This window comes from Selenomonas ruminantium subsp. lactilytica TAM6421 (genome assembly GCF_000284095.1).
GTDB lineage: Bacteria > Bacillota > Negativicutes > Selenomonadales > Selenomonadaceae > Selenomonas_A > Selenomonas_A lactilytica.
The window spans coordinates 1209644-1233707 of sequence record NC_017068.1; the positions used below are offsets into that span (position 1 = coordinate 1209644).

The following is a 24064-nucleotide window of genomic DNA, read 5'->3' on the forward strand; positions in this document are numbered from 1 at the left end:
AATGGCATTTGACATGATGACCTTGATGAACAACAAGAGCAAGGCACAGGCGGCAGGAAAAGGCAAATATGAGCTCCAGAACATACCACTGGAGAAGATGATTCCCAATCCTGCCAATGAGCTGATTTACGAGACCGGGGAGATTGAAGAACTAGCCCGCTCCATCCTGCTGACGGGGAAGGTGCTGCAGAATGCGGTGGTGGCTGCCGCCGATGAGAATGGCAACCATGTCATCATTGCAGGGCACCGCCGCAGGCTGGCCTGCATGAAGTTGGTCGAGGAAGGGCATACCGAATTTGCACAGATGCCCTGTATGGTCATGACGGAACCAGATGACCTGCTGCAGGAGCTGTTCCTGATCCAGACCAACAGTACGGCCCGTGTCCTGTCTGAAGCTGAAAAGATGCGGCAGGCAGGGCGGGCAACGTTCATTCTCAATCAGCTAAAGGAGCGTAAGCAAATCAGCGGGCGGGTGCGGGATATTGCTGCGAAGATGTTAGGGACGACCACAGGGCAGCTGGGGCGTTACAATGTCATTTCCAAGGGGCTGAACAATGAAGTATTGCGGGCGGCTTTTGAAAATAGCGAAATCGGTATCAGCGTAGCCTATGAAGCCGCCAGGTTGTCTGCAGAGGAACAGGCGGCATTGGCTGAAAAATTAAGCCAGGGACAGACAATCACCATAAGGGATATTGTGGTGCGGCAGAAACAGGCTGAGGTGCGGAAGGCAGCGGAAGAGTCTGAAATGGCACTGCCCATGCAGATGGAGTATATGCTGCATATCAAACCACGATTCAATATGACACTGACCATTCAGTATGTGGAAAAAGATGGTAAATACTATGCCGGCTATCAATACAAATCCAATAATGCCGGGGCAGTTTCGGATATAAACTATAATTTCCCCTATGATTCCAGCCAGAAAGCCATAGAAGGGATTATGGTCGAATTGTCCCATTATTATCCCACCCTGCATGAAGCTTTATGGGAGAGCGGCTATAGTGTCGTAGGCTGCCCGGTAGCAAAAGAAAAGCCTGCCGAACCGAAGCCGGCAGAACCTCAGGCAGAATCACAAGCAGAACCATCAACAGACGAAAATGCCCACGACAAAGAGGAAACGGCGACGGAACCGCCCGCCGAGGATATTGGTGGTGAGGAACTGGAGATAGAGGATATGCGGGCCATGTGGCTGCGCAAACGGGCTTTGCGGGAAGTGGTCAAGAGTCTGAACTGCCAGGTGGAATATGAAGTCATGCAGGTGAAGATGAATCTGGAGTCACCGATAAGAATAAGCACACATAGCGTAATGGCCGGTATTTTCAATGAGTATATCATCATGGCCAAACAGGAAATTGCGGACATTACGGCCCGTTTGGGAGACTGGGAAGAGCTTTTTGACCAGGAAGCGGGCGGCAAATAATTTTCAGGTTGAACCCTCCGGGGAAGGGGGTGATAAAAATGGTTTCTGTGTACAAAATCTTTGACGTGCATGTGGAGATCTATGATATTCCCGATATGGACGAAACCGAAGCCGCCAGCTATATAGAATTCGTTGAGAAGGAGAAGGGAATGAAGCTGACAAAGCTGGAAATTGCTCCTGCTGGTTCTGATGAGATAACGCTGACTTACACCTGCAAGGGCGAAAAATTCGAGCGTATACGCCGGATAACCGGGTATCTGGTGGGAACGATTGACCGCTGGAACAATGCCAAACAGGCGGAGGAACATGACCGGGTGAAACATATTCGGGTATAGCCCGGAAAGAAGGGGATTATCATGCAGAATGAAAAAAATGTGTCCAATTCGGACACAAAACAGGAAAAAACTGAATTACAGGGGCTTATCGAAGAAGCTGTAGAGCATAAGATGGAGGAAGTGGGCCGCAGGCTGATTCTGGCGGGCAAAAAGACGCAAAAGAATTGGACGAAAATGACCATGAAGCGGCTTTATAGCTATCCAATTTTGAAGGCCAACATTGAACGCTACAGGAAGGATATTGACGATATCCGGAAGGAGGACATGGGCAAGTCCAAAAGCATCGTGGAGTTCCATGGGGATATCAGGGAATGGGAAAAGCCTGATGTGGAGGATTTGCGGGCGGCTAAAATTCATACTGTGGAAATGAAGATTGACCGGGATACACGCGAAGTCAGGGAAATTGAGGTGGCGTTGGATAGTGTCCGGGCTGACCAATATTATCCCATTATCGAGATGAAATTTTTCCAGCACATGACCCATGAGGAAATCGCAGATAAAATCCCATGTGGAGTGACCACGGTTTCCAGACAGCTGGGGCGATTGCTGGATATCATAAATGTAACGCTCTATGGAGCAGATGCGCTGGCTCGCTGAGATGGATTGGGGATGATCCTGTGGCGAACTTATCCGAAGAAGAACTGGCCGGCATAAAGTTGGGGCCTTGCCCTTCCTGTAAGGCGGGAAACACCAGCATAAGGCCACAGAAGGACGGCTGATATTATGTTGGCTGCATAGAGTGCTTCAACAAGATTCTGTGTGACAGAGCCAATCTGGAGTATGCGATAGAATTATGGAACAGGAGGGCAGGACTTTGCACTATAGCCAAAAACGAACCATGAAGAAAGGCGTACACATCTCGCGGGCGGCAGAGCAGGGGATTCGACAGAACCATGATGTGTCCTGTGAAATGTTTTTCCATGAACGCAAAAAGCCCAATGTGGCATTGCCGCGCAACAAGAAAAAGACTCGCTGGAGTCCGGGAATATGCCTCATCTGTGGCGAATACATGGATATCATCACAAATTATCATGCCCGAACCCACGGTTACAAGAACGCCGAAGAAATGATTGCAGCAGGGAAGGTGAGATGGGAGAAGTGAGTGAGGAACATTATCTAATAGGGCTTATTATGAGTTGGATGATTATTGCGATACTCTTTTGGGCATTAATAAAACAGGAAATAATGATTCGCAGCATCGAAGCCGAGCGGGCGGAAAGACTGGCAGAGTTGGAGAAGGAGCGTGGAAAAGATGGGCTTGATGTATGAGGATTCCCGAGGCTGGAGATATAAGGTCATGGCGGGACTGGGGACACGGTTCAAGGCCAGGTATCTCAAACCAAAAGCAGGTGGCTGGCATTGCGTGAAGGTTTTACCATGGCGGGATAGTATTGAGGAAGCCGAAAATGACTTGATTGAATATGCGAAAAAGAAGCAGATGAAGGAAGTATAAAAATACCCGCAAGCCTTGAAAAATAAGGGCTTGCGGGTAAAAATATTATAGAATTATCTTGAAAAAGTATTGACAAATCAAGTAAGAAATGATATAATTAAATTAAGCTAAAGGAAAGGAGGGAAGAAACTTGGAATACCTTGAGGTAGCAGAAAAGGCCACCAACATCATCGTAAACCTTCTCACGGTGATTGCCTTAATAAAGGCAATCAAAGGATGATGGGTAGCCAGTTCTAAACAAAGCAGGGAGCCTCGCAAGAGGTTCCTTGCACCTCAATTATACCATGTTTCGGAGACATGAAAAAGATAAATCTTTTCGTATTAATCTGTACGCTGGGGAGTATCGGCGTATTACATGGCAAGTCAGTAGCAACTTTCGACATTTTAGACTGGGGGATATTGATTTCCCTGATTGCCGTGTGGAGCTTATTCGGGTATGCGAAATGGAGGGGTAAGGTATGAGTGAGAATAAAAATGGATGGGGTGGCGCTCGCGAGGGAGCTGGCCGTAGACCTGCTGCAGCTGATGGAACTGAGAGACGCATGCGTTCATTGCGGGCATCTGATGGAGAATGGGAAGTCATTAAGGCATTTGCCAAAATCCTCAAAGATAATCCGGAGCGGGCGGCAAGGATGATGGCAATCCAATAAAAATGATAGGGGGGTGGTTGGAAATACTGCCCCTTGAATTTGTATTACATATAAGATATAATGAACATAGAAAAAGTACCATCACACGGGAACAGTTAGCCCGAACCATAATTTGATCGAATGACCGCTTAGTTTCTCAGGCTAAGAGCGGTCATTTCTGTTTGTTGGCATTGTAGCCAAGCATATATCCAATGCTAAATATCGTTGCTGTATAGCCGAGGACGGCCATCAGATCCAATACTGACATGGCATCAGCTCCTCCCCTCATAAATTCCCTTGCGGGTTTCTATGTCATCGGAGAGTCACAGTCCCTCCGTAGAGGGCTAACCGCTTCCTATGTGATAGTACGAGTAAGAGTATACCACAAAGATATATGCTGGGGCAAATTATGCCAATTTTGGTCCTGAAAGAATATATTTTGATACGTTTCAGGCTAAAAAAGGTGATATTTACGGCGTGATTTTTCCATGATATACTAAAAATACGGAAAAATTGTGACCAAAATCAAGGCACTGTCGATTAAGGCAGTGCCTTTTTGATGTGCTGAGAGATTGGGGATGGTGAATCGGTGGCAAGGGATTTTGCTGATGCGTTTTATCATAGTGCTGCTTGGAAAAAAGCACAAAGATTAGCGATGCAGCTCCATTATGGAGTCTGCGAGAAGTGCGGGCGGCCGGCCAAGATTATCCACCACAAAATCTGGCTGACACCAGAGAACATCAATAATCAGGACATTGCCCTGGGACAGGATAACCTCATGGCTCTCTGCATTGACTGTCACAATCGTATCCATGCGAAAGCAGCAAGCGTCAGAGAAGGTTTGGAGTTTGACGGTTCGGGGCAGCTGGTCAGAATGCAATCCCCCCCGTTCAAAAATGTGGAGCGTTTTTGAAGCTCCACCGCGCCCAGAGCTTCAAAAAACGCACAGCATAACTTTGAAGGGGGGTGTGGTGCATGGCAGAAGGAAAGAAATCCAAGAAGAAAGCGGCATCATCGGATAAGTTACCCAAAGAAGAACGAATCCGGAAAGAATTCCTGACTCTTCGGCGGAGCTTGTCAACGATGCAGCCGAAGGTGAAGAAATTCAATGAGCCGCTAATGCATCGGGCCGCCTTTATGCGCATCACACTGGAAGACTTGGAGGAGGCCATCAATCAGAATGGCCCGGTATGTGAATATCAGAATGGTGAGAACCAGTGGGGAACCAAGAAAAGCCCGGAGGTGGATATCTATAACACCATGGCCAAGAACTATGCTGCAGTCATGAAGCAGTTATTGAGTTCTATCCCCGAGGAGGAGGATACGTCCAAGGTGGATGAGTTTGATAAATTCGTGATGGACAGGTGATGCGCAGATGAATTATGTGAGAGCATACCTGGGACAGATTGTTTCTGGCGAGGTGGTGGTATCCAAAAAGGTTGAGCGGGTTTATCGAAAGCTGGTCGCCGATATGAGCGATATGGAATGCCCATGGGAATTCGATGAGCGCCGGGCAGACCATGCCGTAATTTTTATCGAACGGTTCTGCAAGCATAGCAAAGGCCCCGCGGGCGGCAACCCTTTCATATTGGAGCTGTGGCAGAAAGCGCTGGTGGCGGCTATGTTTGGCTTCATTCACAAGATTGACGGCACACGTCGTTTCCGGGAAGTGGCGTTGATTGTGGCCCGTAAGAATGGCAAGTCTACTTTGGCGGCCGCCATCGGCATTTATCTGATGATAGCCGATCAGGAACCAGGGGCAGAAGTTTATGCAGCGGCCACCAAGAAAGACCAGGCGAAAATTATCTGGCTGGAAGCCAAACGTATGGTCAATAAATCGCCGGTTCTGCGTGCCAAGATAAAACCCTTGGTGGCAGAACTCAATTCGGATTATAACGACAGTACCTTCAAGCCATTGGGCAGTGATTCCGATACATTGGACGGGTTGAACGTACACGGTGCATTGCTGGATGAAATCCATGCCTGGAAAAGCCGGGGACTCTATGATGTCATCGTAGACGGCACCAGCGCCCGTGAACAACCCATGATTTTCATTACGTCTACGGCGGGCACTATCCGGGAAGCAGTATATGACCAAAAGTATGATGAGTATGCGAACATCATCAAAGGCTATGATGATCCGAACCTCCCGCAGGATGATCGCGTCTTACCGATTGTGTACGAATTGGACACAAGGGGCGAATGGACACAGCCGGAATGTTGGCCAAAGGCTAATCCCGGACTGGGAACAATCAAAAAGCTTGACCAGTTGGAAGATAAAGTCCGAAAAGCTCAGGCTGATATCAAGCTGGTCAAGAATCTGTTGACCAAGGATTTTGATGTGAGGGAAACCTCCAGCGAAGCTTGGCTGGAATTTGAGGAACTCAATAATGAGGCGGTATTTGATATCGAGGAGCAGGCTCCCTGCTATGCTATCGGCGGAGCTGACCTGTCTGCTACCACTGACCTTACGGCGGCGGTTATCATCTATCGGCTCAAGCATGACAATCATTTGTATGTGCTGCAGATGTACTGGATGCCGGAAGAGCTTATCGAAAAGCGGGTGGCTGAGGATAAGATTCCCTATGACCTTTGGCGGGAACAAGGAATTCTCAGAGCATGTCCCGGCAATCGTGTTGAGTATAAGGATGTGACTGCCTGGTTCGCTGAGATGCAGGCAGAACATGGCCTTTATATCACATGGGTTGGATATGATCCGTGGGGCGCTCCTTACTGGAAAAGTGACATGGAAGCAACCTTCGGGGAAATCATGGAGGAAGTCCGGCAGGGAAAAGTTACTTTGTCCAATCCGATGAAGGAACTGGCGGCAGAACTCCGGGCCAACCATATTGTCTACAACAACAATCCGATTCTCAAATGGTGCATGTCCAATGTGGCCATTGACGTGGATAAGAACCTGAATATCCAGCCGTGCAAGAACAACAACCAGCGGCGACGTATTGATGGCTTTGCGGCCCTCTTGGACGCTTATGTGGTCTACACCCGGCATTTGGAAGAATATATCAGCATGGTAGATGACCATGTGGAAGAAGGAGGTGAGTGATGCGTGTGGATTTTCGATAAAATCAAGACATGGTTGGGCGGCCCGGAAGAAACCCGGCTGGCCATGGTCAGTTCGACAGGTAATGGGTTCTATTCCTGGAATGGTGACCTTTACCGCAGCGATATTATCCGCGCCTGCCTGCGGCCGTTTTATAAGTCGGCGGGAAAGCTGGTGCCGAAGCAGGTCAGGGAAAATAGTAAAGGCGAGACGCTTATCAATCCGGATTCTTATGTGCGGGTTTTGCTGGAAGAACCTAATCCATATATGACCGGGCAGATGATGCAGGAGCGGCTGGCTATCCAGTTCAAGCTGAACAATAATGCTTTTGCGTTCATTCTGCGGGATGCGGGCGGTTATGCCCGGGAAATCTATCCCATCAATGCGGTAGGCGTACAGGCCAAGTATGACAAGAACGGTGTACTGTTTCTGGAATTCACCATGAAGAACGGGCATGTCCTGACTTTCTACTATTCGGACGTGATTCACCTGCGTCAGGATTATGGCGAGAATGATGTGTTCGGCAGTTCCAATATGGAGATGCTCAAACCGTTGATGGAAGTCATCAATGCCACAGACCAGGGCATGGTTTCCAGCATCAAGAACAGCGCTACTATCCGTTGGCTGCTGAAGTTCAAATCTCCTCTGGCTGAGCCGGATAAGAAGAGACAGGTGGAAATGTTCGCCAAAGCCTTCCTTGACCAGTCAGAGAACAGCACTGGCGTGGCCGCTGTCGATACCAAGGCTGATGCCGAGCAGATTCACCCTGATGATAAACTGCCGAATGCGGCGCAGATGGACAGGGCGTTGAACCGCATCTATAACATCTTCGGCACCAATGAGGCCATTGTTCAATCGAAATATGATGAAGACCAATGGAACGCCTATTACGAGTCGGAGATTGAGCCTTTTGCTACGCAGTTTTCTCATGAACTGACCCGCAAGATTTTCTCCCGGCGAGAACGCGCTCATGGGAACCGTATTGTTTTTGAAACTTCCAGCCTGCAATATGCCAGCATGGCCAACAAGCTGAATCTGGTGCAGATGGTGGACCGTGGCAGTATGACACCGAACGAGTGGCGAAAGGTATTGAACCTTGGGCCCATCGAGGACGGCGATACACCTATCCGGCGATTGGATACGGCTCAGGTTACAGATGGCAAAACTGCGGAAGGGGGTGACGAATAATGCAGACGACAATAGAACAGGCCACAACCATCACCAAGCAAGGGAATAGAGGGAAACTCTATTTCTATGGTGATATCGTCAGTAGCTGGTGGGGGGCTTGGGATAATACAGACCAATACCCGGAACGCATCAGGGATTTCCTGTCCGGCCAGACAGGCCCGCTGGATATCTACATCAATTCTGCGGGCGGCAGCGTATGCGCCTGCATGGCCATCTACAATATGCTTTCCCGTTATCAGGGAGAGAAGGTTGTCTATGTAGATGGTTTGGCGGCATCGGCGGCTTCCGTCATAGCACTGGCCGGGGATAAGGTAATCATTCCGGAAAATGCGTTCTTCATGATTCATCATGCCTGGACAAGTGCCGTGGGCAATGTCAATGAGCTGGAGAATGTGGTGGGAATGCTCCGCTCTATGGACGATGCGATGCTGTCTGTTTACGAAGCGGCTGCAGCTATCAGCCGGGATCAAATCATTGAGTACATGGATATGGAAAAATGGTTCACCGGGGCTGAGGCGGCGGAAGCATTCCATAAGATTTCTACCATGCCGGCGGCTGAAATTGCGGCAAAGGCTGACGATGACGCCATGGCACGGTTCAAGAATATCCCACCGGGATTGTGGTTGGCTGAGCAGAAAGCAAAAGCTGCCGTAGAAGTGGAACGGGAGCGGCTGGCGCTCCTGGATATGAAAGGAGGTTGTCGGTCATGACGCCGGAAGAACTTAAACGGTATCGGGAAGGTGCTCAGGTAAATCCTGAGGTCAAAGCCGATACTGGCAAGAAGGAGAAGAAGGGTGCTGACAAGAGTGCCGATAAGAGCACAGAGAAGGGAGACAAAGAAAAATGAACTACGAAGATTACAAAGCCCAGAGAGATGAACTGATGGCTCAGGCCAAAGCAGCGCTTGACGCTGGCAAGGTGGACGAAGCCAAAAAGGCTCGTGCCTCCATTGAAGAATTGGACACTGCCTATGAGGCAGCGCAGGCAGAAGCTGCCAACTTGGCGGCATTGGAAACTGGCGTGGCTAAACCTGCTGCCCCGGTAGCGCCACAGGCTATTAAGGCTGCAGTGGCCGGTCCTGTGGTGGCTGTTGCTCCTGCTGTCGATGAGGGCAAAGCTCGTGAGGAGATGTATCGCACGGCTTTTGCCAAAACGCTGATGAAGCGGACTTTGACTGCTGATGAAAGTGATATTTTCGCCCAGGTCAATCATGGTGCTTTTGCTACGGTGGCTAATAAGGCATCTGGCAATCAGGTGGTTATCCCGACCACCATGAAGCAGGAGATTTGGCAGGAAATGGCCGAGCTTCACCCCATCATTGGCGAAGTAGATTTCACCGATGTACCGGGCAATCTGGAAATCCCCAAAGAAACCGGCAACAGCGGCGATGCGGCATGGGTGGATGAAGACACTGCAGCTACCAGCGGAACGTTGAGCCTCAGTAATATAACGCTGGCTGGCCATGAACTGGTCAAGGCCATCACGGTGTCCTGGAAGCTCAAGACCATGAGCATTGACGCTTTCCTGACCTACATCACGACCAAGATTGCGGAACGCATGGGCGCTGCCATCGCCAACGCCATTGTCAGCGGTAAGGGCATTCCGGGCGTGGGTGACACCTTCAAGGCACAGCCTTATGGCATCATCACCCGCCTGAAGGGTGAAACCAACACCCCGCAGGTAGTGACCTATACGCATGGTGGCAGTGTGGCTTATGCCAATATCACGGCGGCTCTGGGCAAAATCAAGTCCGGCTATATGGACGGTGTGAAGATTTACGCCAAGAACTCCGATATCTGGAATCAGCTGGCCAACATCACCACCACGCAGAAACAGCCCATCTTTATTCCTGACCCCACGGGACAGACCATTGGCCGTCTCTTTGGCCGGGAAGTTGTGGAAGAAGATGCAATTCCGACAGGCTCCTTCCTGATCGGCAACGTGCGTCGCGCCTATGTGATGAACCGCAATCAGGATGTGTCCATCTACACCGAAGAACATACGCTGGCCCGCAGCACGGATTATATGGGCTATGCTATTCTTGACGGCGATTTGCTCACCACCAAGGCTTTTGTTCTCATTAAAGAAGCAGCATCTTAAGGAAAGGAGGCGGCAGTGATGGATATGACCTTGTTAAAGCAGCATCTGCGCATTGACGGGAATGAGGAGGATGAACTGCTTCAAAGTTACATCGATGCCGCCGAACTCCTGATTCGCCGGGAGACGGGCAAGAATTATGTGCTGGATGCTGGTGAATATGTGGATATTGCTGGGGATATGCTCTTCCAGCAGGCGGTGAAGATGCTGGTGGCTCATTGGTATGAGTGCAGGCAGCCACTTGCTACGGCGGTGGTCGAGGTGCCTTTTGCCGTAACGCAGTTGACCAGCCAGATAGCTATGGGTGGTGCTTATTATGCGGAAGATGAATCCGCTGAGGAAACGGAGGGAGATCCATGAGAATGAAAGGTACTCTGATGAGAATGAAAGGTACTCTGATGAGAACGACCATGGATGACCTCACGGAACGAATCAGCATTGTCTATCATGCCAGGACGCGGGATTCCTGCGGCAACATTGTAGACGGTGAAGATGAAGTCCGCTGCATGGTATGGGCCAAGGTTTATCCTTATGGGGCACGTATTCAGGAGGGCGTGGAGCGAATGAACCAGGTGGACTACCGGGTGGTGGTTCGCTACCGTACCGATATCCTGCCGGATGATGAAGTGCTCTGGCGGGGAAAGCGGCTGCGCATGATAAAACCTGCCTATGATGCAGAATCTGCCCGTACATGGACGGTGCTGGAGTGTCAGGAGGTGTTGGCTGATGGGGCGGCAACGTAAAAATCATTATCGTGATAAAAGCTTTTCCCGTGGGCATGTGAGCACCGCCAAGACCGAGCAAGTGCTTAAGGAACTGGGGAATCATGTTCTTGATGCGGCAAAGACGGCTTTAGGCCAGGCGGCTGAGGCTGTTGTCCGGGATGCCAAAAGTCGGTGCCCTGTTTATGCGGGACACAAGAAAAATGGCAGGACCTATATGGCAGCCGGAGTGAATCCGGGAGCATTGCGCGACTCCATCAAGGCAGAACCGAACAGCAAGGGAACAGTCTACAAAATCAGCGCTGATGCAAAATCTAAAGATGGTTTCCTCTATGGCCAGATTGTGGAATTCTCCCCGCGGGTGAATCGGCCGTTCTTGTATCCGGCGTTGGAGGCAAATAGGGAAATGGTGATAAGAAGCGTATCGGATGCTATTCGGCAGGCAATAGCAAGGGGGAGGTAACGTGGAGACTATTGAACTTGAAGCACAAGTTTATACGGCGTTGACCAATGATTCAGCCTTGGTTGCATTGCTGGCTAAGGGAGCGAAATCCGTATACCATTTACAGGCCCCAGGGGATAAAGAAGACCGTTGCCCATTTCTGGTTTATACCCCCATTTCCGATGTTCCGGCATTAGCTGGAGATGATGGGGAAATCAGTCATCGAGTGACAGTCAGAATTCATATCACCACGCTGGATGGTCAGTATGGTGGTATCTATCGGCAAGTTCATCGGATTATGGAGGGACTGGGCTTTTTTAGAGTTCAGGCCATTCCTTATATGGAAAATGGTGAAAAAACATTAATTGTAGATTACAGGATAGGAGTTGATTCAACGTGGCAACAGTAGGTCTCAAAAATTTGTATTATGCGACTCTGTCCAGCGATACTTCCAGTGGTGTCACATATGGCACGCCTGTGAAGATTGCAGGGGCTGTCAGTGTGGATATGAATCCGAGCGTGAATTTCGCCACGCTCTACGGCGATGATGCGCCTTTCGCTGCAGATTCTTCCATGTCTGAAATCACTGTGACGGTGGAATCCTGCGACTTGAAGCTGGAGGATCAGGCGGCTCTGCTGGGCCATACTGTGAATTCCACCACCAAGCAGCTGGAGGCCAAGGCTTCTGATACGGCACCTTATGTGGCGCTCATGTTTGAAGCCAAGAAACATAACGGGAATACCCGCTATGTGAAGCTCCTGAAAGGCAAGTTTGCTCCCACACAGGAGACCATGCAAACCAAGGGCGAGTCGGTCACTTATACCACGCCCAAGCTGGAAGGTCGCTTCGTGGCCAGAGAGTACGATGGTGCCTGGAAGCGTGTCGCAGATAGCGACAACACGGAAAGCGCGACTTTGATTGCAGGATGGTATTCGGCAGTAGAGCCGTCTTGATGATGTTGGGCGGCAGGATGAATACCTGCCGCTGTTTTCTTTGAGGTGAATGGTATGGCAATGAAGAAAGAAATGGTAATTCCCAGTATGACACTGATCGATGGTAGAGAAGTAACTCTGCCCAGGCCAAATATGAAAATGTGGCGCCGGGTGGCGGAATATGATGAGCTGGACAAAACTGACTGGACTATATCCAAGCTCATGACAGAGCACGCTGCAGTGATTGCAGAGATGTTCGGTCTGGAATCTGCTGATGATATGGACCCTGCCGATGTGCTGCCCATGTATATGGAGGCGGCGGGCTATGTTATCGGCGTGGCAAATGAGAAATTGAAGAAGCTCCCAAACGCCGAAGCGGAGGAAGGGTAATAGACCTTTCTCCGTATGAGCAAATGCTCCGGCTCTATGCCAGGTATCAGGAAGCATACGGCTGGACAGTACGGGAGATAGATGAAACCGATATGGGCTTCCTGCTGGATCAGCTGTGTGTCCTTGAGCGCATAGAGGCTGGCAAAGATGAAGCGTATATAGACGATATTCTGTGAGGTGAGGGCATGGCTAAGAAGGACGCGATGGGGCAGGAGGTGGATTCCCTCTACCTGTCCTTGGGGCTCAATGTTGCAGACTTGGAGATGGGCTTTCAGACGGCCGGGCAGACTGTCCGGCAGGCTATGTCCAGGCTTAATAGTGAAGCTAATCAGATAAGACTCAAGGCGGATATTGATGTGACCCGCTTGGAAGCAGCAGGAAAGTCCGTGGAGGCATTGAAGGCTCGTGAAAAAGCACTCAATGATGAATTGGCGGTGCAGCAGAAAAAGCTGGAAATATTGAATCGGGCTTACCAAGCCAATGCCAAAACTTATGGGACAGACCATTCGCTGACCAGAGGAGTGGATACCAAACGCCTTTATCAGTTGAGGGATATAGAACGGCTCAAAGCACAGATTGCACAGGTCAATGGGGAACTCGCGAAAACGGCAACGGCATCGACTTCGGCGCTGGGAACGCTTGCAAATGGCTTTAACACCGTTACAGGCAAGGTCACTGGTACTGTCGGTGCTATCGGAAAGCTCAATACTGCTATCACTGGTGTTGTCGCAGGGATAACGGCAGGCGCTGGCATATTCGCTTTGACAGACAAGGCGATGAAAGCTGGCAATGACTTATATAAGTTATCGACCAGACTTCATACAACGACGGCAGAGGCTTCGCAGCTATCGAAAGTATTTCAGCTATCCGGAACGGATATTAACTCGGTTATTCCGTTGTTTGCGAGACTTGATAAGCAGGCTCTGGCTGCGGCAAAAACTCAAAACTCGTTGTCACAAGCAATGGCTGAGTTTGGATTTACGCTCACAGATGATAAAGGTAACCTGCTGGGCTATCAACAGCAATTAGCGCAGCTGGCCAAAGGTTACCAAAATGCAGTCAAGGCTGGCAGAGAAACTGAATTTGTGACTCAAGCATTAGGAGCGAAGGGGGCGGCATTAGTCCCACTATTACAAGACTATGCGACTAACATGGAGATTATCTCGCGGATCAAAACCACAGGTCTTTTGAATCCGAAAGAGGCGCATGAACTGTATATTGAATGGCAAGCTATGCAGATGCAGGCCGCCCAACTTACAGGTGCGATAGGCCAGGCGATGATGCCAATTGCGAAAGAGATGATGCCAGAGATAACACAGGGATTTGCTGACTGTGCAAAACTGATTGCAGAGAATAAAGAAGGTATCAAGGAATTTGGCACGGCGGCAGGGGATGTTATTGGTGGCCTTGCTAAGGCAGTTGTTTCGTTGACTGGGGCATTGGGTGATTTGAAAAAAGCCTGGAATGATATTTCCGGACTAGGTGAGGACGAAAAAATCATCCGTGCAAATGGCGGCGGAGCTGGGCTTGATAAATCAAAAATCCCTGCCATTATTTCTGGCGTTATTGGCGGCGGGATGCTTGCTGGAATCCCTGGAGCTATTGTTGGTGGTATAGGCATGTCCTTCCTTGGGGAAGATGCTGCAATTCTTGGCGCGAAAGCTGGCATCAGGGGTAAAGATTGGGAGAATTACGAATACCTTGCTCAGAAAAAAGAACTGGAACGGCAAGAGCTGGAATCTAAAAAAGCTCTGGAAAAACAGAAGCAGGAATTGACACGGCAGACAGTTGGTGAATCTGTAAAACTTGAAGAGGATGCTGCCAAAGTTCGGGAAGAATTGGAAACCAATCTTGCTAAAGCAACCAGCGAAAAGCTAAAAGAACAGCTCGAAGCTATCAAGGATAAAGTCGAAGCATCTGTTGCAGAAGGTAAAACTGAGGCCGCTGCATGGGTATCTGTTGCCGACGATATCAAGAAAGCCATGAAAGCGGCCGCTAAAGAGGCTCAGGAGGCAAATAAGGCGCTGACACGCAGCATTGCTGGTCTGTCTATGAGCGATTTGGGTAAATCCCTGTATGGTGTAGATACGGCCGCAGAGGATACCTTGAAAAAAGGAGCGGACCCCGGTCTCGTTGCGCAGGAAGCGGCTCTCAAGAAGGGCAAAATCATGCAGCAGTTTGAAAAAGAAACTGCCGAATACCTTGATGGCATCTATGCGGATTCGCTTACCAAGAGGCTGAACCAGATTGAGCGAGAGAAGAAGGCGTGGATCCAGAAGGGCATGGATGAGGTCACGGCGACCAGAGCAGCAGAAGCGCAAAAGCAGCAGGCTGTTAATGACTCCATTAAAAACATGTTCACGTCGCAGAAAAAGTATCTGGACATCTATCGGCAGGCAATGCGTGGACAGACGATGGGAAATAACGGCATGTATGATTTCACCCAGTCACAGGGGAATCGTCAGCAGAACGCGATAAGAGCGTTGCGGGCGGCTATGATGCAAGAGGCTGGTGTGAATCCGTGGGAACGAACAACGATGGCCGAGGTGCAAGGGTTTCAGCAGGCCATGAAATCGGCTAACGAGTGGGGTTCATCACTGCTCAAAGACGGTGGTGGAATGGCGAATGTCGCAAATGCGATTACACAGTCAAATTCTGAGGTGACGAATATATTAGGTCAGATTAGTCCGGAGGTGTCGCAGGCTAATTCTAATCTATCCAGTATTTTGACAGCAGTACAGAGCCGTCAGAATGCGACTCCCCAGATTACCGTGAGTCCGTCTATCAATGTGAATTTGGGTGGGGCTTATGTCTTCGACAACACCATGAAAAAACAGCTGACGGACGATATCACGAACCAAGTATCTAATGCTGTTACGGATGCTGTTCGCGATGCGACGAATCGTGTGAACACGAGTTTTAGCAATTAAGGGGGTGCTGATGTGAAAATCAAAATAAACAATATCGAAAGTTATCGCTCCCCCGAGTCCTGTACTGTACACGTAGATGACCGAATAGAACGGATACAGCTGATAAACGGAAACACAGTACAGGATTATGGGCATATTGATAGCGGCGATTATTTTTCCCTGTCCTGTCTTTTCTCGAAAGCGGCATATGATTTAATTGCGGCATTATGGCAGGCTCGAACGCTAGTGACGTTTACAGATGAGTCTGGTGCTGTATGGAGTAATTGCAGAATTGTCATTAAGTCGTGGAGTTATCAGCCGCGATTCCCAGGTTATATTTTACTTGAGTTTGAAGTTTGGAGGGTATAAAATGTCTGGCGAATATATCAACATTTACAAAAACAATCCTACGGCCGGTGGAACGGATGGAACTGTTGTTAGTACAGACGGAGACTACACTTCACCCATTAATGTAACACTGGACGCATCGATAAGCGAAAGTAAGAAAATAAAACTGGCTGTCCGCTGTGAGTCCGGATACGAGACATCTGGGAATACTGTTATCTCGGATAACGGCGATGTAGACGACCGGTGGAAATTGAGCCTAACAGAAAACGGCACGTATGCGGATAGTATTACAATATCTACGACGATCGACGATACAAATACTGTTTTTTGGGCGCAGGCATCCAGTGACAGTACAGAGACTCCGACAACAGACCGTAGCGTTAGCCTGAGAGTAGCTACGGTTATCGCGGCAGTATAAAGGGGTGGCTCCAATGGAAATTGGACTTCGCTTTAACGGCACAGATTCATTTTGTACGATTCCTGTTTCTGTCACAAATACGTCTTCATGGGAAATGACAATTGATTTAGTGACAGACGATTCTAGCAGCTCTAGTAATTATATATACCATCAATCTTGTATTTTCGGGTATGACAGCGGCGGATATAAATCACGAGATTTTCATGTCGATATCAAATCAGGAAAACTGTTTATTTTCAGCGGCTTATTAGGCAGTAATAATCCATCTCAGGTAGTTTCCGGAACAATCACGAATGGTAATGGTGATTTTGGTTGGGATACTGACAGGTTTATTGCGGATGGCGCTATCCATACTATCCGCGTTACGTATGAAAATAGCACTATTTCTGTTTATTTGGATAATGAGTACCTTGGTTATCTAAATACGACCAGAACAATAAATTCCTCAGAACTGTACATAGGATCATCATATACAGGCGAAAAAGTTTACGCTCGATTCGATCTGTATAATTTCAAGCTGAAAATTGATAATGCTGTATCTGTTCAGTACCAGCCAACGTTGAACACTGTCTCTAATATGATATTAGAGGACGGTTCTGGTAATAATAATGACGGTACGTTAAGTGGCACATTTTCAACTGTTGAATCAAATTTCGTTGTCGTTTACGCAGACACAGAACGAATCATAGATGTAGCGGCGATAACAGTTGACGCAGATACTGCTCGGAAAGTACGAAATGCACAGTATGAATGGAGATACGAAAACCCAGGTTCAGCAGAACTGTTGACTATTACCGGTGGTACTACAGTTACGGATGTGGCTGAGTCTGTGTCCTTGACTGGCGAGGCGTTTTATCAGCCAACTAGAAGTGCTTGCTTTGATATACCGGCGACAAAGGAAATTTGGATTCGCTGTGATATTTTTTTCAGTAATATTTACGCCAATAATAACCGTATCCGAATATACAATGACAATTCTACTTACAGTGTTAATGGCTTCTCTACAGATCCAACAACAACTAACAATTATGGGCTTTGGCACAATAACACGAGGCAGTTAGGCAATTATTGTTACGCTAAAAGCAATAGATACCAATTTTTGATGCACATGCTCAGTGACAGTACGGATGGTCTTATTGAGATTTGGACAGGAAAAGAACATCTGTCTTATACGGGTAACGTAAATGGTGGTCTTGATTTTGACAACGTCTATATCCAGATGGACGGTGCCAATATCTACGTTAGTAATTTGATTATTTCTAACGTAGAACTTAGTATCGGTGAGGGTGCACATGTTGAGTATTTTGATACGGAACGAGAAATCACCATCCCTGGGCTTGATATCACTGTCGATGTAGATATAGAACGAACGCTGAAAAATGCAGTAATAGTTAATGCTGATACGAGCAGAATAGTTGGCATTAATGTTATTGTAGACGTGGATACAGTTGTGGATGTATCGCGCTCAGCGGCTATTGTTGTTGACGTAGAACGACAGATAGTACAGACAGTAAATATGCTGTGCGACGTGCTGCGAAAAATCCCGCACACTATAACAGACAACAGCTCTGTATTACAGAGTGTATCAATATCACTGGCAGAACAGCAGTTAGTTGATGATGTATCGTTTACAGCGACTATTGACGCAGCAGTATTGGATAATGTATCAGTAACACATCTGGACTATGTGGCAAATGTGTGTATCGAGGAAACCAGTCAGCGCGGTATATTGATGTCGTGTAAATGTACAGCAGATATTGAGGAAATCCTTTATCAACAATTGGCCTATGAAATCCCCCAGACAGAATACGAATGGTCAGGGGAGTATCTCGACGAACTGGCGAAGGTAAGAGCAAAATATCCGGATTATCAGATACAGGCCGTCGCATCGGCAGCCGCTAGTACACATATAGAATCTATCGCAGAAAATCTAGGATTGTCATTACATGCGCGTTTTGATGATTGGATTTCTACGTTAGAGACGAAATCTGTATCCGGGACAAACTATGCCGGACTTATCAGCGAGCTGTTCGGGTGGACGGCCCGCATTCCTACGTTGATGATTAACTGTTACATGCGCGACGGGGTGCTCTATGTTATCCAGCGAGGTCATGAGGATAATACTGTTACATTGGACGGTCAGCATCTTACTGTACATACGACCAGTCAGAAATTGGTGCGCATGATGTGGGGTAGTGATCCATGGAGTAAGACCGAAGTCACGACGTATAAAGGCGTGAAGTATTGGGACGAATATCAGGACATGACTCCTGTTAATCCAGAGGAAGACGCGGACACCAGTAAAACATTCAACGATGACGGCCTTGTCCAAACTACTACGGTAGTGCATGGGAATCAAATGGTGACAACGTATTATACATATACGGAACAGGAAGATGGAAAAAAATTTCTATCCCAGGAAACGGCGGTCACTACGGAAAACGGCGTAGAGGTTGACCGGGTTACAACGTATCATGATCCTGTACGAAATACACAGAGTCACGTTTATTCTGTTGACGAAAGCGGAGTGCTGGGGGGAGTTGTTACATCCTCAAACAACGACGACCGGGTGACACCATACGCGAAAGGAAACTATACCGGATATAGTGACGGTTTTTTGTTCCGAAGCGGCGGTCAGGTATATTGGGCATCAGGGTTGACACATTACGGTGAGGAATATGAGCAAGGACAGCTCAATACGACTCTGCACGGTATATCCCTCATTGATACGTCATTTCCTATCGACGGAGAGTCGAAACTGGAGGAAATTACTAATGCGATAAAAGCATTAGACCGCAAAACGGAAGAGGTTATCACAGTAGAACTGTATGACTATCCGCATCTTATTGATTTCAACGATAAGATTATTTTCCATGGGCATACATATTATCTGCGTTCAAATTCCGCGATAGCCAATGAGCATATTGTAAATCGGCAGACGTTACAATTCGTGAGGTGGTATTGATGAGTATTAGCAGTATGAAATCAGCAGTATCAAATTACGTCACACAGACAATCCTTGCACAAACGGAACGGATGAAGGCTAAGCGAGGTGTTGTACATGGCGGGCGTGTTGTGATCGGTGATTCGGTATATCCATACACTACGGCAGTCGATATATATTTTAAGGATGGCGATGCGGTCTGGTGCATATTGGCCGACAATAAACGAACGGCGGTGGTGGTAGGTGTCTGAATATATGAGACCTGTCCGGGTACGCTCTGTGAGCCTCGGCGCTGTTGTTGATGAAAAAGGACGTTCTCTGCGGATGATCGGCCGTCTCCCAGTTAACGAGGGAGACACGGTATGGACAGATGGCCGGATAGTGTACGGACATGTACCTGTTCGGCCATCTATAAAACCGATGTTTTATACGGGGGAAATTCCTGTCAAATCACAAAGCGGGCTGAATGGATATGTGCTGGAGCGTAATGGTGTATACCACGATTATGATTTAAATATGGAAAATGACTTACGACAAAGCTTTATTCTCAACAACGACAAAAAAATATTTGAGTGCCCACTAGAAGCAACATCTATTTACTATCTGAATTTAGATGCAGAAATATGTCAGGACGATGAAAACTCATGGTTTATCGGAGGCGTCGATTCAAAACAACCGCAAGTTATATGGAATTATGTCAGTTTTGACGGTACAAATTTTACCAGTAGTTTTATACCAACGAATGTACAGATATATGTAAATAAAATAATAAATGAACGCATCCAAATCCATAAATGTAAAATTATTGATAATGCTAGTTTAGAATTAATTGCCTCAGAATTAAGAAATGTTTGTAATGCAGGTGAATTTGACTACATAATTGCGCAAGTTTTAGACTTCCGGTTTGTTGACCGACAGGGAAACTGGGATGCAGTAGTAGCCTTCTCGTTAAAAGGGACATTGCTTCGGGAACCTTCACAAAAAACGTATATGTCCGAGGAAGCGAAAGGTGGGGATTATTATGGGGGATTAACTATAGGCGAACCTGTTTTTGTTGGAAAAAGAGGTATAGCTGGTGGACTGGCATATTTTGTGTACGATCAAACTTGTACAACTACAGCTACAGTCGAAACTGTAGAAAAACAAAATGCTGATTTTGAAATTCCGTTAGAGAATGCATTATTTATCGTCAAAATAAAATCTAATGGAGGTACAACATTATTACAGAAACGAATAGAAATGGGTGCGAACGATGTTAGTTATAATACAACCGGAACTATAGAATGGGTCAATATGGATTCGCCTATATACAATTATATTTTTGAGTATCCGACAAGAGGAACTGTAACGTATCAAGGTGGAATTGTTGCTCCCCAAAATGCAGACCCTGCGGACGTAGCAGAGGGGCTTTACGGCGCAGTGTTACATGGAGATATCGTAGAATCAAATATGTTGAGACCTGTAGAGGCTCTAACAACAGTCACGGAACATATTGACGCAGAAACAATAGGAAGTACCGTGCCTTTTGGAATATCGTTGAATGAAGGATATTCCGCAATTACTAATATATTTTCGCTATTCGATATTCAAAAAGATAACGAATCGATAATTATGAATCGTTTAGATGGGTTGTATGATGCATATTACGTAAAACCTGCTCCCCGTAGTAATTATATCAACTTACGAAATGGTGATGGCTGGGATGTTATAAGGGAATATAGTAATGGCACTACAGAAACAGCTCATACAAATGACTATCCAGGATATTATGTATCCGGCTCTTTAAATGGTTTCACGATAACTGAGCCGAGATATCATTTTATTCCTCATATCTGTTTATGTAATTTGCGCCGTGGATATATTTATTCTCATAGAGGCGATATGTGGCATGACGGTGAGATTGCAGTAATACAAGGGAATAGAAAAAAAGTGTTGGGGACACATTCTCAAAACCTACGATTATCAGTAATGAAAAAAGTAAAGCCTATTATAAGACGTGGTAGGAGGTGGTTAAATTGAATGAGCTAATATCTATTCTAAAATCTCTTATCCCAGTTCGTTTGGAATTGGAATGGGGGGCGTTGACAGGAGGCGCAGGAGCGTTGGCAGCATATCTTTTTGGAGAATGGACTCAATCATTGGAGGCGCTGGCGATATTCATTGCTATTGATTACCTGACAGGCGTGATGGCCGCATATATGCGGCCAGGGGCAGAAATATCAAGTGAGCGAGGCCTGCGCGGCATCATAAAAAAGCTGGCGCTGGTGACATTTGTCGCTTTCGGTCATTGGCTTGATTATGCGCTGGGACAGACTGTATTTTGCCAGCTCATCACATTTTCGATGCTGGGAAACGAGGGCGTGTCTATCGTAGAAAACCTTAGCATATGTGGTGTGCCGGTGCCGGATGCTATTAAGAATAAGTTGAAGAAGCTGGCTCAGGAGAAAAAAAGGAGGGGCAATATTAAAGGAAGGAAATTTTGATAACAGCGGGATTGTAAAGGAGAAAGAGGATGAACGTTGATATTGTAGAGACCAATCTTGACTTTTCAAGCTTGTCCAAGCGCAGCTGTACAGACATGATTGTAATCCATCATACAGGCTCACCGGATATGGATGCTTCGGCTGAGCAGATTCATGGATGGCATCTTAACAACGGCTGGGCGGGCATTGGCTATCATTATGTTATCCGCAAAAATGGCACGATTGAGAGAGGGCGCCCGGAATGGGCAGTTGGCAGCCATGCTTATGGTGAAAACGATCATACCATAGGTGTGCATTTATCGGGAGATTTTTTGCACGTTGCCCCAACAGATGAGCAGATTGAAAAGTGTGCGATGCTTATTGCCAGCCTGAGTGCTGCTTATGGCATTCCTATAGACCGGGAACACGTTGTTGGCCATGGGGAGCTCATGGCCACAGACTGCCCAGGTGTAAATCTGCAGGCATTGCTGGATGATGGCACAATAACTGGCAAGGCCAACTGGTACAGGTATGGCAATGTGTCACAAGATAAGGCTGCGGACAAAACTTTGCCTGAGGAACGGATTTGGCAGTTTCTGAAGGGGAAAGGGCTTAGTGATTATGCAGCAGCTGGTATTATGGGAAATCTCTATGCGGAGAGTGGTCTCATCCCTACCAATCTGGAAGACTACTACGAGTGCAAACTGGGAATGTCGGACGATGAATATACGTGCGCTGTAGATGCCGGCGAATATCCGAATTTTGTGCATGATAGAGCAGGGTATGGGCTGGCTCAGTGGACATACTATAGCCGGAAGGCGGGCTTGCTGAAATATGCCAGAGCTAAAGGAAAATCTATCGGTGATTTGGATATGCAGCTGGAATTCTTGTGGCAGGAATTACAACTGAATCAATCGCTGATGGATAAACTTGCCGAGGCTGGCTCCGTTCAAGAGGCCAGCAATGCGGTTCTATTTGATTTTGAACGTCCTGCAGATCAGAGTGAAGCAGTACAGTCAATCCGGGCTGGGTACGGGCAGGACTATTATGATGATTTTGCCTTGACCAATAAGCTGGTGATGGAGGAGGAAGAATCCATGCGATATAATAATGTAGCAGAGGTGCCGGAATGGGCGCAGCCGACAATCCAGAAAATGATTGATAAAGGTTTGCTGGGCGGAACCAGCGGTAAGGACAATCTGGATTTGACATTGGAAATGATACGTGTTTTTGTGGTCAATGATAGAGCTGGCCTGTACTGATGAAGGCTTATCAATCAAAGAAAGGCCCATACGGCATGATGTCGATATGGGCCAGTAGTAGAAGTAAACAATACTGTGTACTTAGCAGTACATAGGGGATGCCATGATGCTGACGAGAAGGCAGCCGGTGACAGAGCGGGATAAGGAATTGCAGGCTTTGGAAGAGTCGCATATGAGCGCTGAATAAGGCAGCAGGAGGTCGCAGACAGCGGCCTCTTTTTATTAAGTATACTTCGTTTTAGTATTGCGAAAATTGTCATTTTAGTGTAAAATAGGACTATAGAACTAAGGAGACGAGAGGATTGAAATGAGAAGGTTTGAAGCCGTAATGACAACAGCGGTTTCAGGTGGATCTGGGATCGATAAGATGCACCCGACAGGTAGTCACTGAGAAAGAGAGGGATTACTGTGGAAAATTTTTATCGATGGCTGTTGTCAACCTCCTGGGCTGAGCGTTTGAGAGCCTATGCATACATCGAGAAGGATTTACGGCATCAGAAGCGCTGGGTTATGAACGAGGACAAATGGGAGGACATGAAGATGCTTGTGGGGCAGATTCTGTCCATTCATTTCAAGAAGCACCCGGCTAAAGATGTCGCGGATTTTTCAGAGCGGATTGCCAGGCTATATCAGTTGTTATTGGCGCCTATGTCCGAGGAAAAAAGCCACCACCATGCAGTCAGCAAAGGCTTGCTGATGGATATCTATGATGAAGATGACATTGCTGCCCGTCAGGCAATACATGCGTATTTTCATCAGAAACGCTGTCAGGAAAGTCATTCGGTACTGGACAATCTCTTCCGGTGCTATGAATATATGATGGAACAGGCCACGTCGCGTTATTTGGCTGTAATGGCATGAAGGATAGTTGCTTTGCAGGAATGCAGGGCAGCTATTTTTTTGGCGGAAACTATATCGATATAGGATTTTCCCATATTAAGCGATATTGACAGGATTGTCCATAGTGGATATAATTAGTAGCAGGTAATAAAAAATAGAGGCGCAGGACTGGCTGCTCTTAAGCAGCCAAGGGGAACTGTGCCGACGCTTT

General features: G+C 47.4%; 30 protein-coding genes. All 30 read left to right on the top strand.

Annotated elements, in window-relative coordinates; translation table 11 throughout:
* Position 1 precedes the first annotated feature (1 nt).
* The 30 genes from SELR_RS05720 to SELR_RS05855 all read left to right on the top strand — a co-directional run bounded on the left by SELR_RS05720 (position 2) and on the right by SELR_RS05855 (position 23874).
* Entirely contained in the window at positions 2–1420 is a 1419-nt protein-coding gene (locus SELR_RS05720; protein WP_014424260.1) for a ParB/RepB/Spo0J family partition protein, read from the top strand.
* A gap of 38 nt (positions 1421–1458) precedes the next feature.
* Positions 1459–1755 carry an anaerobic ribonucleoside-triphosphate reductase gene (nrdD, locus tag SELR_RS05725; RefSeq protein WP_014424261.1) on the top strand — a complete coding sequence of 99 codons (297 nt, stop codon included), beginning with the start codon at positions 1459–1461 and terminating at the stop codon, positions 1753–1755.
* A 21-nt stretch (positions 1756–1776) separates the two neighbouring features.
* Positions 1777–2352, top strand: coding sequence for a hypothetical protein (locus SELR_RS05730; RefSeq protein WP_014424262.1), 576 nt, complete (start codon positions 1777–1779; stop codon positions 2350–2352).
* Between the two features lie 217 nt (positions 2353–2569).
* Entirely contained in the window at positions 2570–2857 is a 288-nt protein-coding gene (locus SELR_RS05735) for a hypothetical protein (protein ID WP_014424263.1), read from the top strand.
* The gene (locus SELR_RS18760; protein WP_014424264.1) at positions 2845–3024 is read left to right on the top strand and encodes a hypothetical protein; all 180 of its coding nucleotides are present in this window, start codon (positions 2845–2847) and stop codon (positions 3022–3024) included. Before SELR_RS05735 ends, SELR_RS18760 begins: the two co-directional genes overlap by 13 nt.
* Positions 3008–3208: a hypothetical protein gene (locus SELR_RS05740; RefSeq protein ID WP_014424265.1), complete on the top strand. Its 201-nt coding sequence runs from the start codon at positions 3008–3010 to the stop codon at positions 3206–3208. Before SELR_RS18760 ends, SELR_RS05740 begins: the two co-directional genes overlap by 17 nt.
* Positions 3209–3666: 458 nt before the next feature.
* Positions 3667–3858, top strand: coding sequence for a hypothetical protein (locus SELR_RS05745; protein ID WP_014424266.1), 192 nt, complete (start codon positions 3667–3669; stop codon positions 3856–3858).
* A 568-nt stretch (positions 3859–4426) separates the two neighbouring features.
* A complete protein-coding gene (locus tag SELR_RS05750) occupies positions 4427–4750 on the top strand; it encodes an HNH endonuclease (RefSeq protein ID WP_014424268.1) in 324 nt (107 codons plus the stop codon).
* 62 nt (positions 4751–4812) lie between these two features.
* Positions 4813–5205: a P27 family phage terminase small subunit gene (locus SELR_RS05755; RefSeq protein WP_014424269.1), complete on the top strand. Its 393-nt coding sequence runs from the start codon at positions 4813–4815 to the stop codon at positions 5203–5205.
* A 7-nt stretch (positions 5206–5212) separates the two neighbouring features.
* Complete coding sequence (locus SELR_RS05760; RefSeq protein ID WP_014424270.1) at positions 5213–6901, top strand: terminase large subunit; 1689 nt, start codon at positions 5213–5215, stop codon at positions 6899–6901.
* 3 nt (positions 6902–6904) lie between these two features.
* Positions 6905–8086, top strand: coding sequence for a phage portal protein (locus tag SELR_RS05765; RefSeq protein WP_014424271.1), 1182 nt, complete (start codon positions 6905–6907; stop codon positions 8084–8086).
* The gene (locus SELR_RS05770; RefSeq protein ID WP_014424272.1) at positions 8086–8796 is read left to right on the top strand and encodes a head maturation protease, ClpP-related; all 711 of its coding nucleotides are present in this window, start codon (positions 8086–8088) and stop codon (positions 8794–8796) included. The genes SELR_RS05765 and SELR_RS05770 overlap by 1 nt, the downstream gene beginning before the upstream one ends.
* The gene (locus SELR_RS18765; protein WP_014424273.1) at positions 8793–8933 is read left to right on the top strand and encodes a hypothetical protein; all 141 of its coding nucleotides are present in this window, start codon (positions 8793–8795) and stop codon (positions 8931–8933) included. The genes SELR_RS05770 and SELR_RS18765 overlap by 4 nt, the downstream gene beginning before the upstream one ends.
* Positions 8930–10186 (top strand): phage major capsid protein, encoded by a 1257-nt coding sequence (locus SELR_RS05775; protein WP_014424274.1) that lies wholly within the window; start codon positions 8930–8932, stop codon positions 10184–10186. Before SELR_RS18765 ends, SELR_RS05775 begins: the two co-directional genes overlap by 4 nt.
* Before the next feature lie 18 nt (positions 10187–10204).
* Positions 10205–10543 carry a head-tail connector protein gene (locus SELR_RS05780; RefSeq protein ID WP_014424275.1) on the top strand — a complete coding sequence of 113 codons (339 nt, stop codon included), beginning with the start codon at positions 10205–10207 and terminating at the stop codon, positions 10541–10543.
* Positions 10540–10926, top strand: coding sequence for a head-tail adaptor protein (locus tag SELR_RS05785; protein WP_080585424.1), 387 nt, complete (start codon positions 10540–10542; stop codon positions 10924–10926). The genes SELR_RS05780 and SELR_RS05785 overlap by 4 nt, the downstream gene beginning before the upstream one ends.
* Entirely contained in the window at positions 10910–11368 is a 459-nt protein-coding gene (locus tag SELR_RS05790; RefSeq protein ID WP_014424277.1) for an HK97 gp10 family phage protein, read from the top strand. Before SELR_RS05785 ends, SELR_RS05790 begins: the two co-directional genes overlap by 17 nt.
* Position 11369: 1 nt before the next feature.
* Positions 11370–11756, top strand: a complete 387-nt coding sequence (gene gp17 / locus SELR_RS05795) for a tail completion protein gp17 (RefSeq protein WP_014424278.1) — start codon at positions 11370–11372, stop codon at positions 11754–11756.
* On the top strand, positions 11744–12301 hold the full coding sequence (locus SELR_RS05800; RefSeq protein WP_014424279.1) for a major tail protein: 558 nt from the start codon (positions 11744–11746) through the stop codon (positions 12299–12301). Before gp17 ends, SELR_RS05800 begins: the two co-directional genes overlap by 13 nt.
* A gap of 54 nt (positions 12302–12355) precedes the next feature.
* On the top strand, positions 12356–12670 hold the full coding sequence (locus SELR_RS05805) for a hypothetical protein (protein WP_014424280.1): 315 nt from the start codon (positions 12356–12358) through the stop codon (positions 12668–12670).
* A 23-nt stretch (positions 12671–12693) separates the two neighbouring features.
* Positions 12694–12846 (top strand): hypothetical protein, encoded by a 153-nt coding sequence (locus SELR_RS18770; protein WP_014424281.1) that lies wholly within the window; start codon positions 12694–12696, stop codon positions 12844–12846.
* A gap of 9 nt (positions 12847–12855) precedes the next feature.
* Positions 12856–15600, top strand: a complete 2745-nt coding sequence (locus SELR_RS17660) for a hypothetical protein (protein ID WP_014424282.1) — start codon at positions 12856–12858, stop codon at positions 15598–15600.
* Positions 15601–15612: 12 nt separating this feature from the next.
* Positions 15613–15948 (top strand): hypothetical protein, encoded by a 336-nt coding sequence (locus SELR_RS05815; RefSeq protein WP_050992745.1) that lies wholly within the window; start codon positions 15613–15615, stop codon positions 15946–15948.
* A 1-nt stretch (position 15949) separates the two neighbouring features.
* Positions 15950–16345, top strand: coding sequence for a hypothetical protein (locus SELR_RS05820; RefSeq protein WP_041914287.1), 396 nt, complete (start codon positions 15950–15952; stop codon positions 16343–16345).
* Positions 16346–16358: 13 nt separating this feature from the next.
* The gene (locus tag SELR_RS05825) at positions 16359–19310 is read left to right on the top strand and encodes a hypothetical protein (protein WP_014424283.1); all 2952 of its coding nucleotides are present in this window, start codon (positions 16359–16361) and stop codon (positions 19308–19310) included.
* Positions 19310–19540: a hypothetical protein gene (locus SELR_RS05830; RefSeq protein WP_014424284.1), complete on the top strand. Its 231-nt coding sequence runs from the start codon at positions 19310–19312 to the stop codon at positions 19538–19540. Before SELR_RS05825 ends, SELR_RS05830 begins: the two co-directional genes overlap by 1 nt.
* The gene (locus SELR_RS05835) at positions 19533–21308 is read left to right on the top strand and encodes a hypothetical protein (RefSeq protein WP_158645772.1); all 1776 of its coding nucleotides are present in this window, start codon (positions 19533–19535) and stop codon (positions 21306–21308) included. The genes SELR_RS05830 and SELR_RS05835 overlap by 8 nt, the downstream gene beginning before the upstream one ends.
* Positions 21305–21772 carry a phage holin family protein gene (locus SELR_RS05840; protein WP_050992746.1) on the top strand — a complete coding sequence of 156 codons (468 nt, stop codon included), beginning with the start codon at positions 21305–21307 and terminating at the stop codon, positions 21770–21772. Before SELR_RS05835 ends, SELR_RS05840 begins: the two co-directional genes overlap by 4 nt.
* Before the next feature lie 29 nt (positions 21773–21801).
* Positions 21802–23013 (top strand): phage tail tip lysozyme, encoded by a 1212-nt coding sequence (locus SELR_RS19450; protein WP_014424287.1) that lies wholly within the window; start codon positions 21802–21804, stop codon positions 23011–23013.
* 408 nt (positions 23014–23421) lie between these two features.
* Positions 23422–23874 carry a hypothetical protein gene (locus SELR_RS05855; protein ID WP_014424288.1) on the top strand — a complete coding sequence of 151 codons (453 nt, stop codon included), beginning with the start codon at positions 23422–23424 and terminating at the stop codon, positions 23872–23874.
* Positions 23875–24064: the final 190 nt, after the last annotated feature.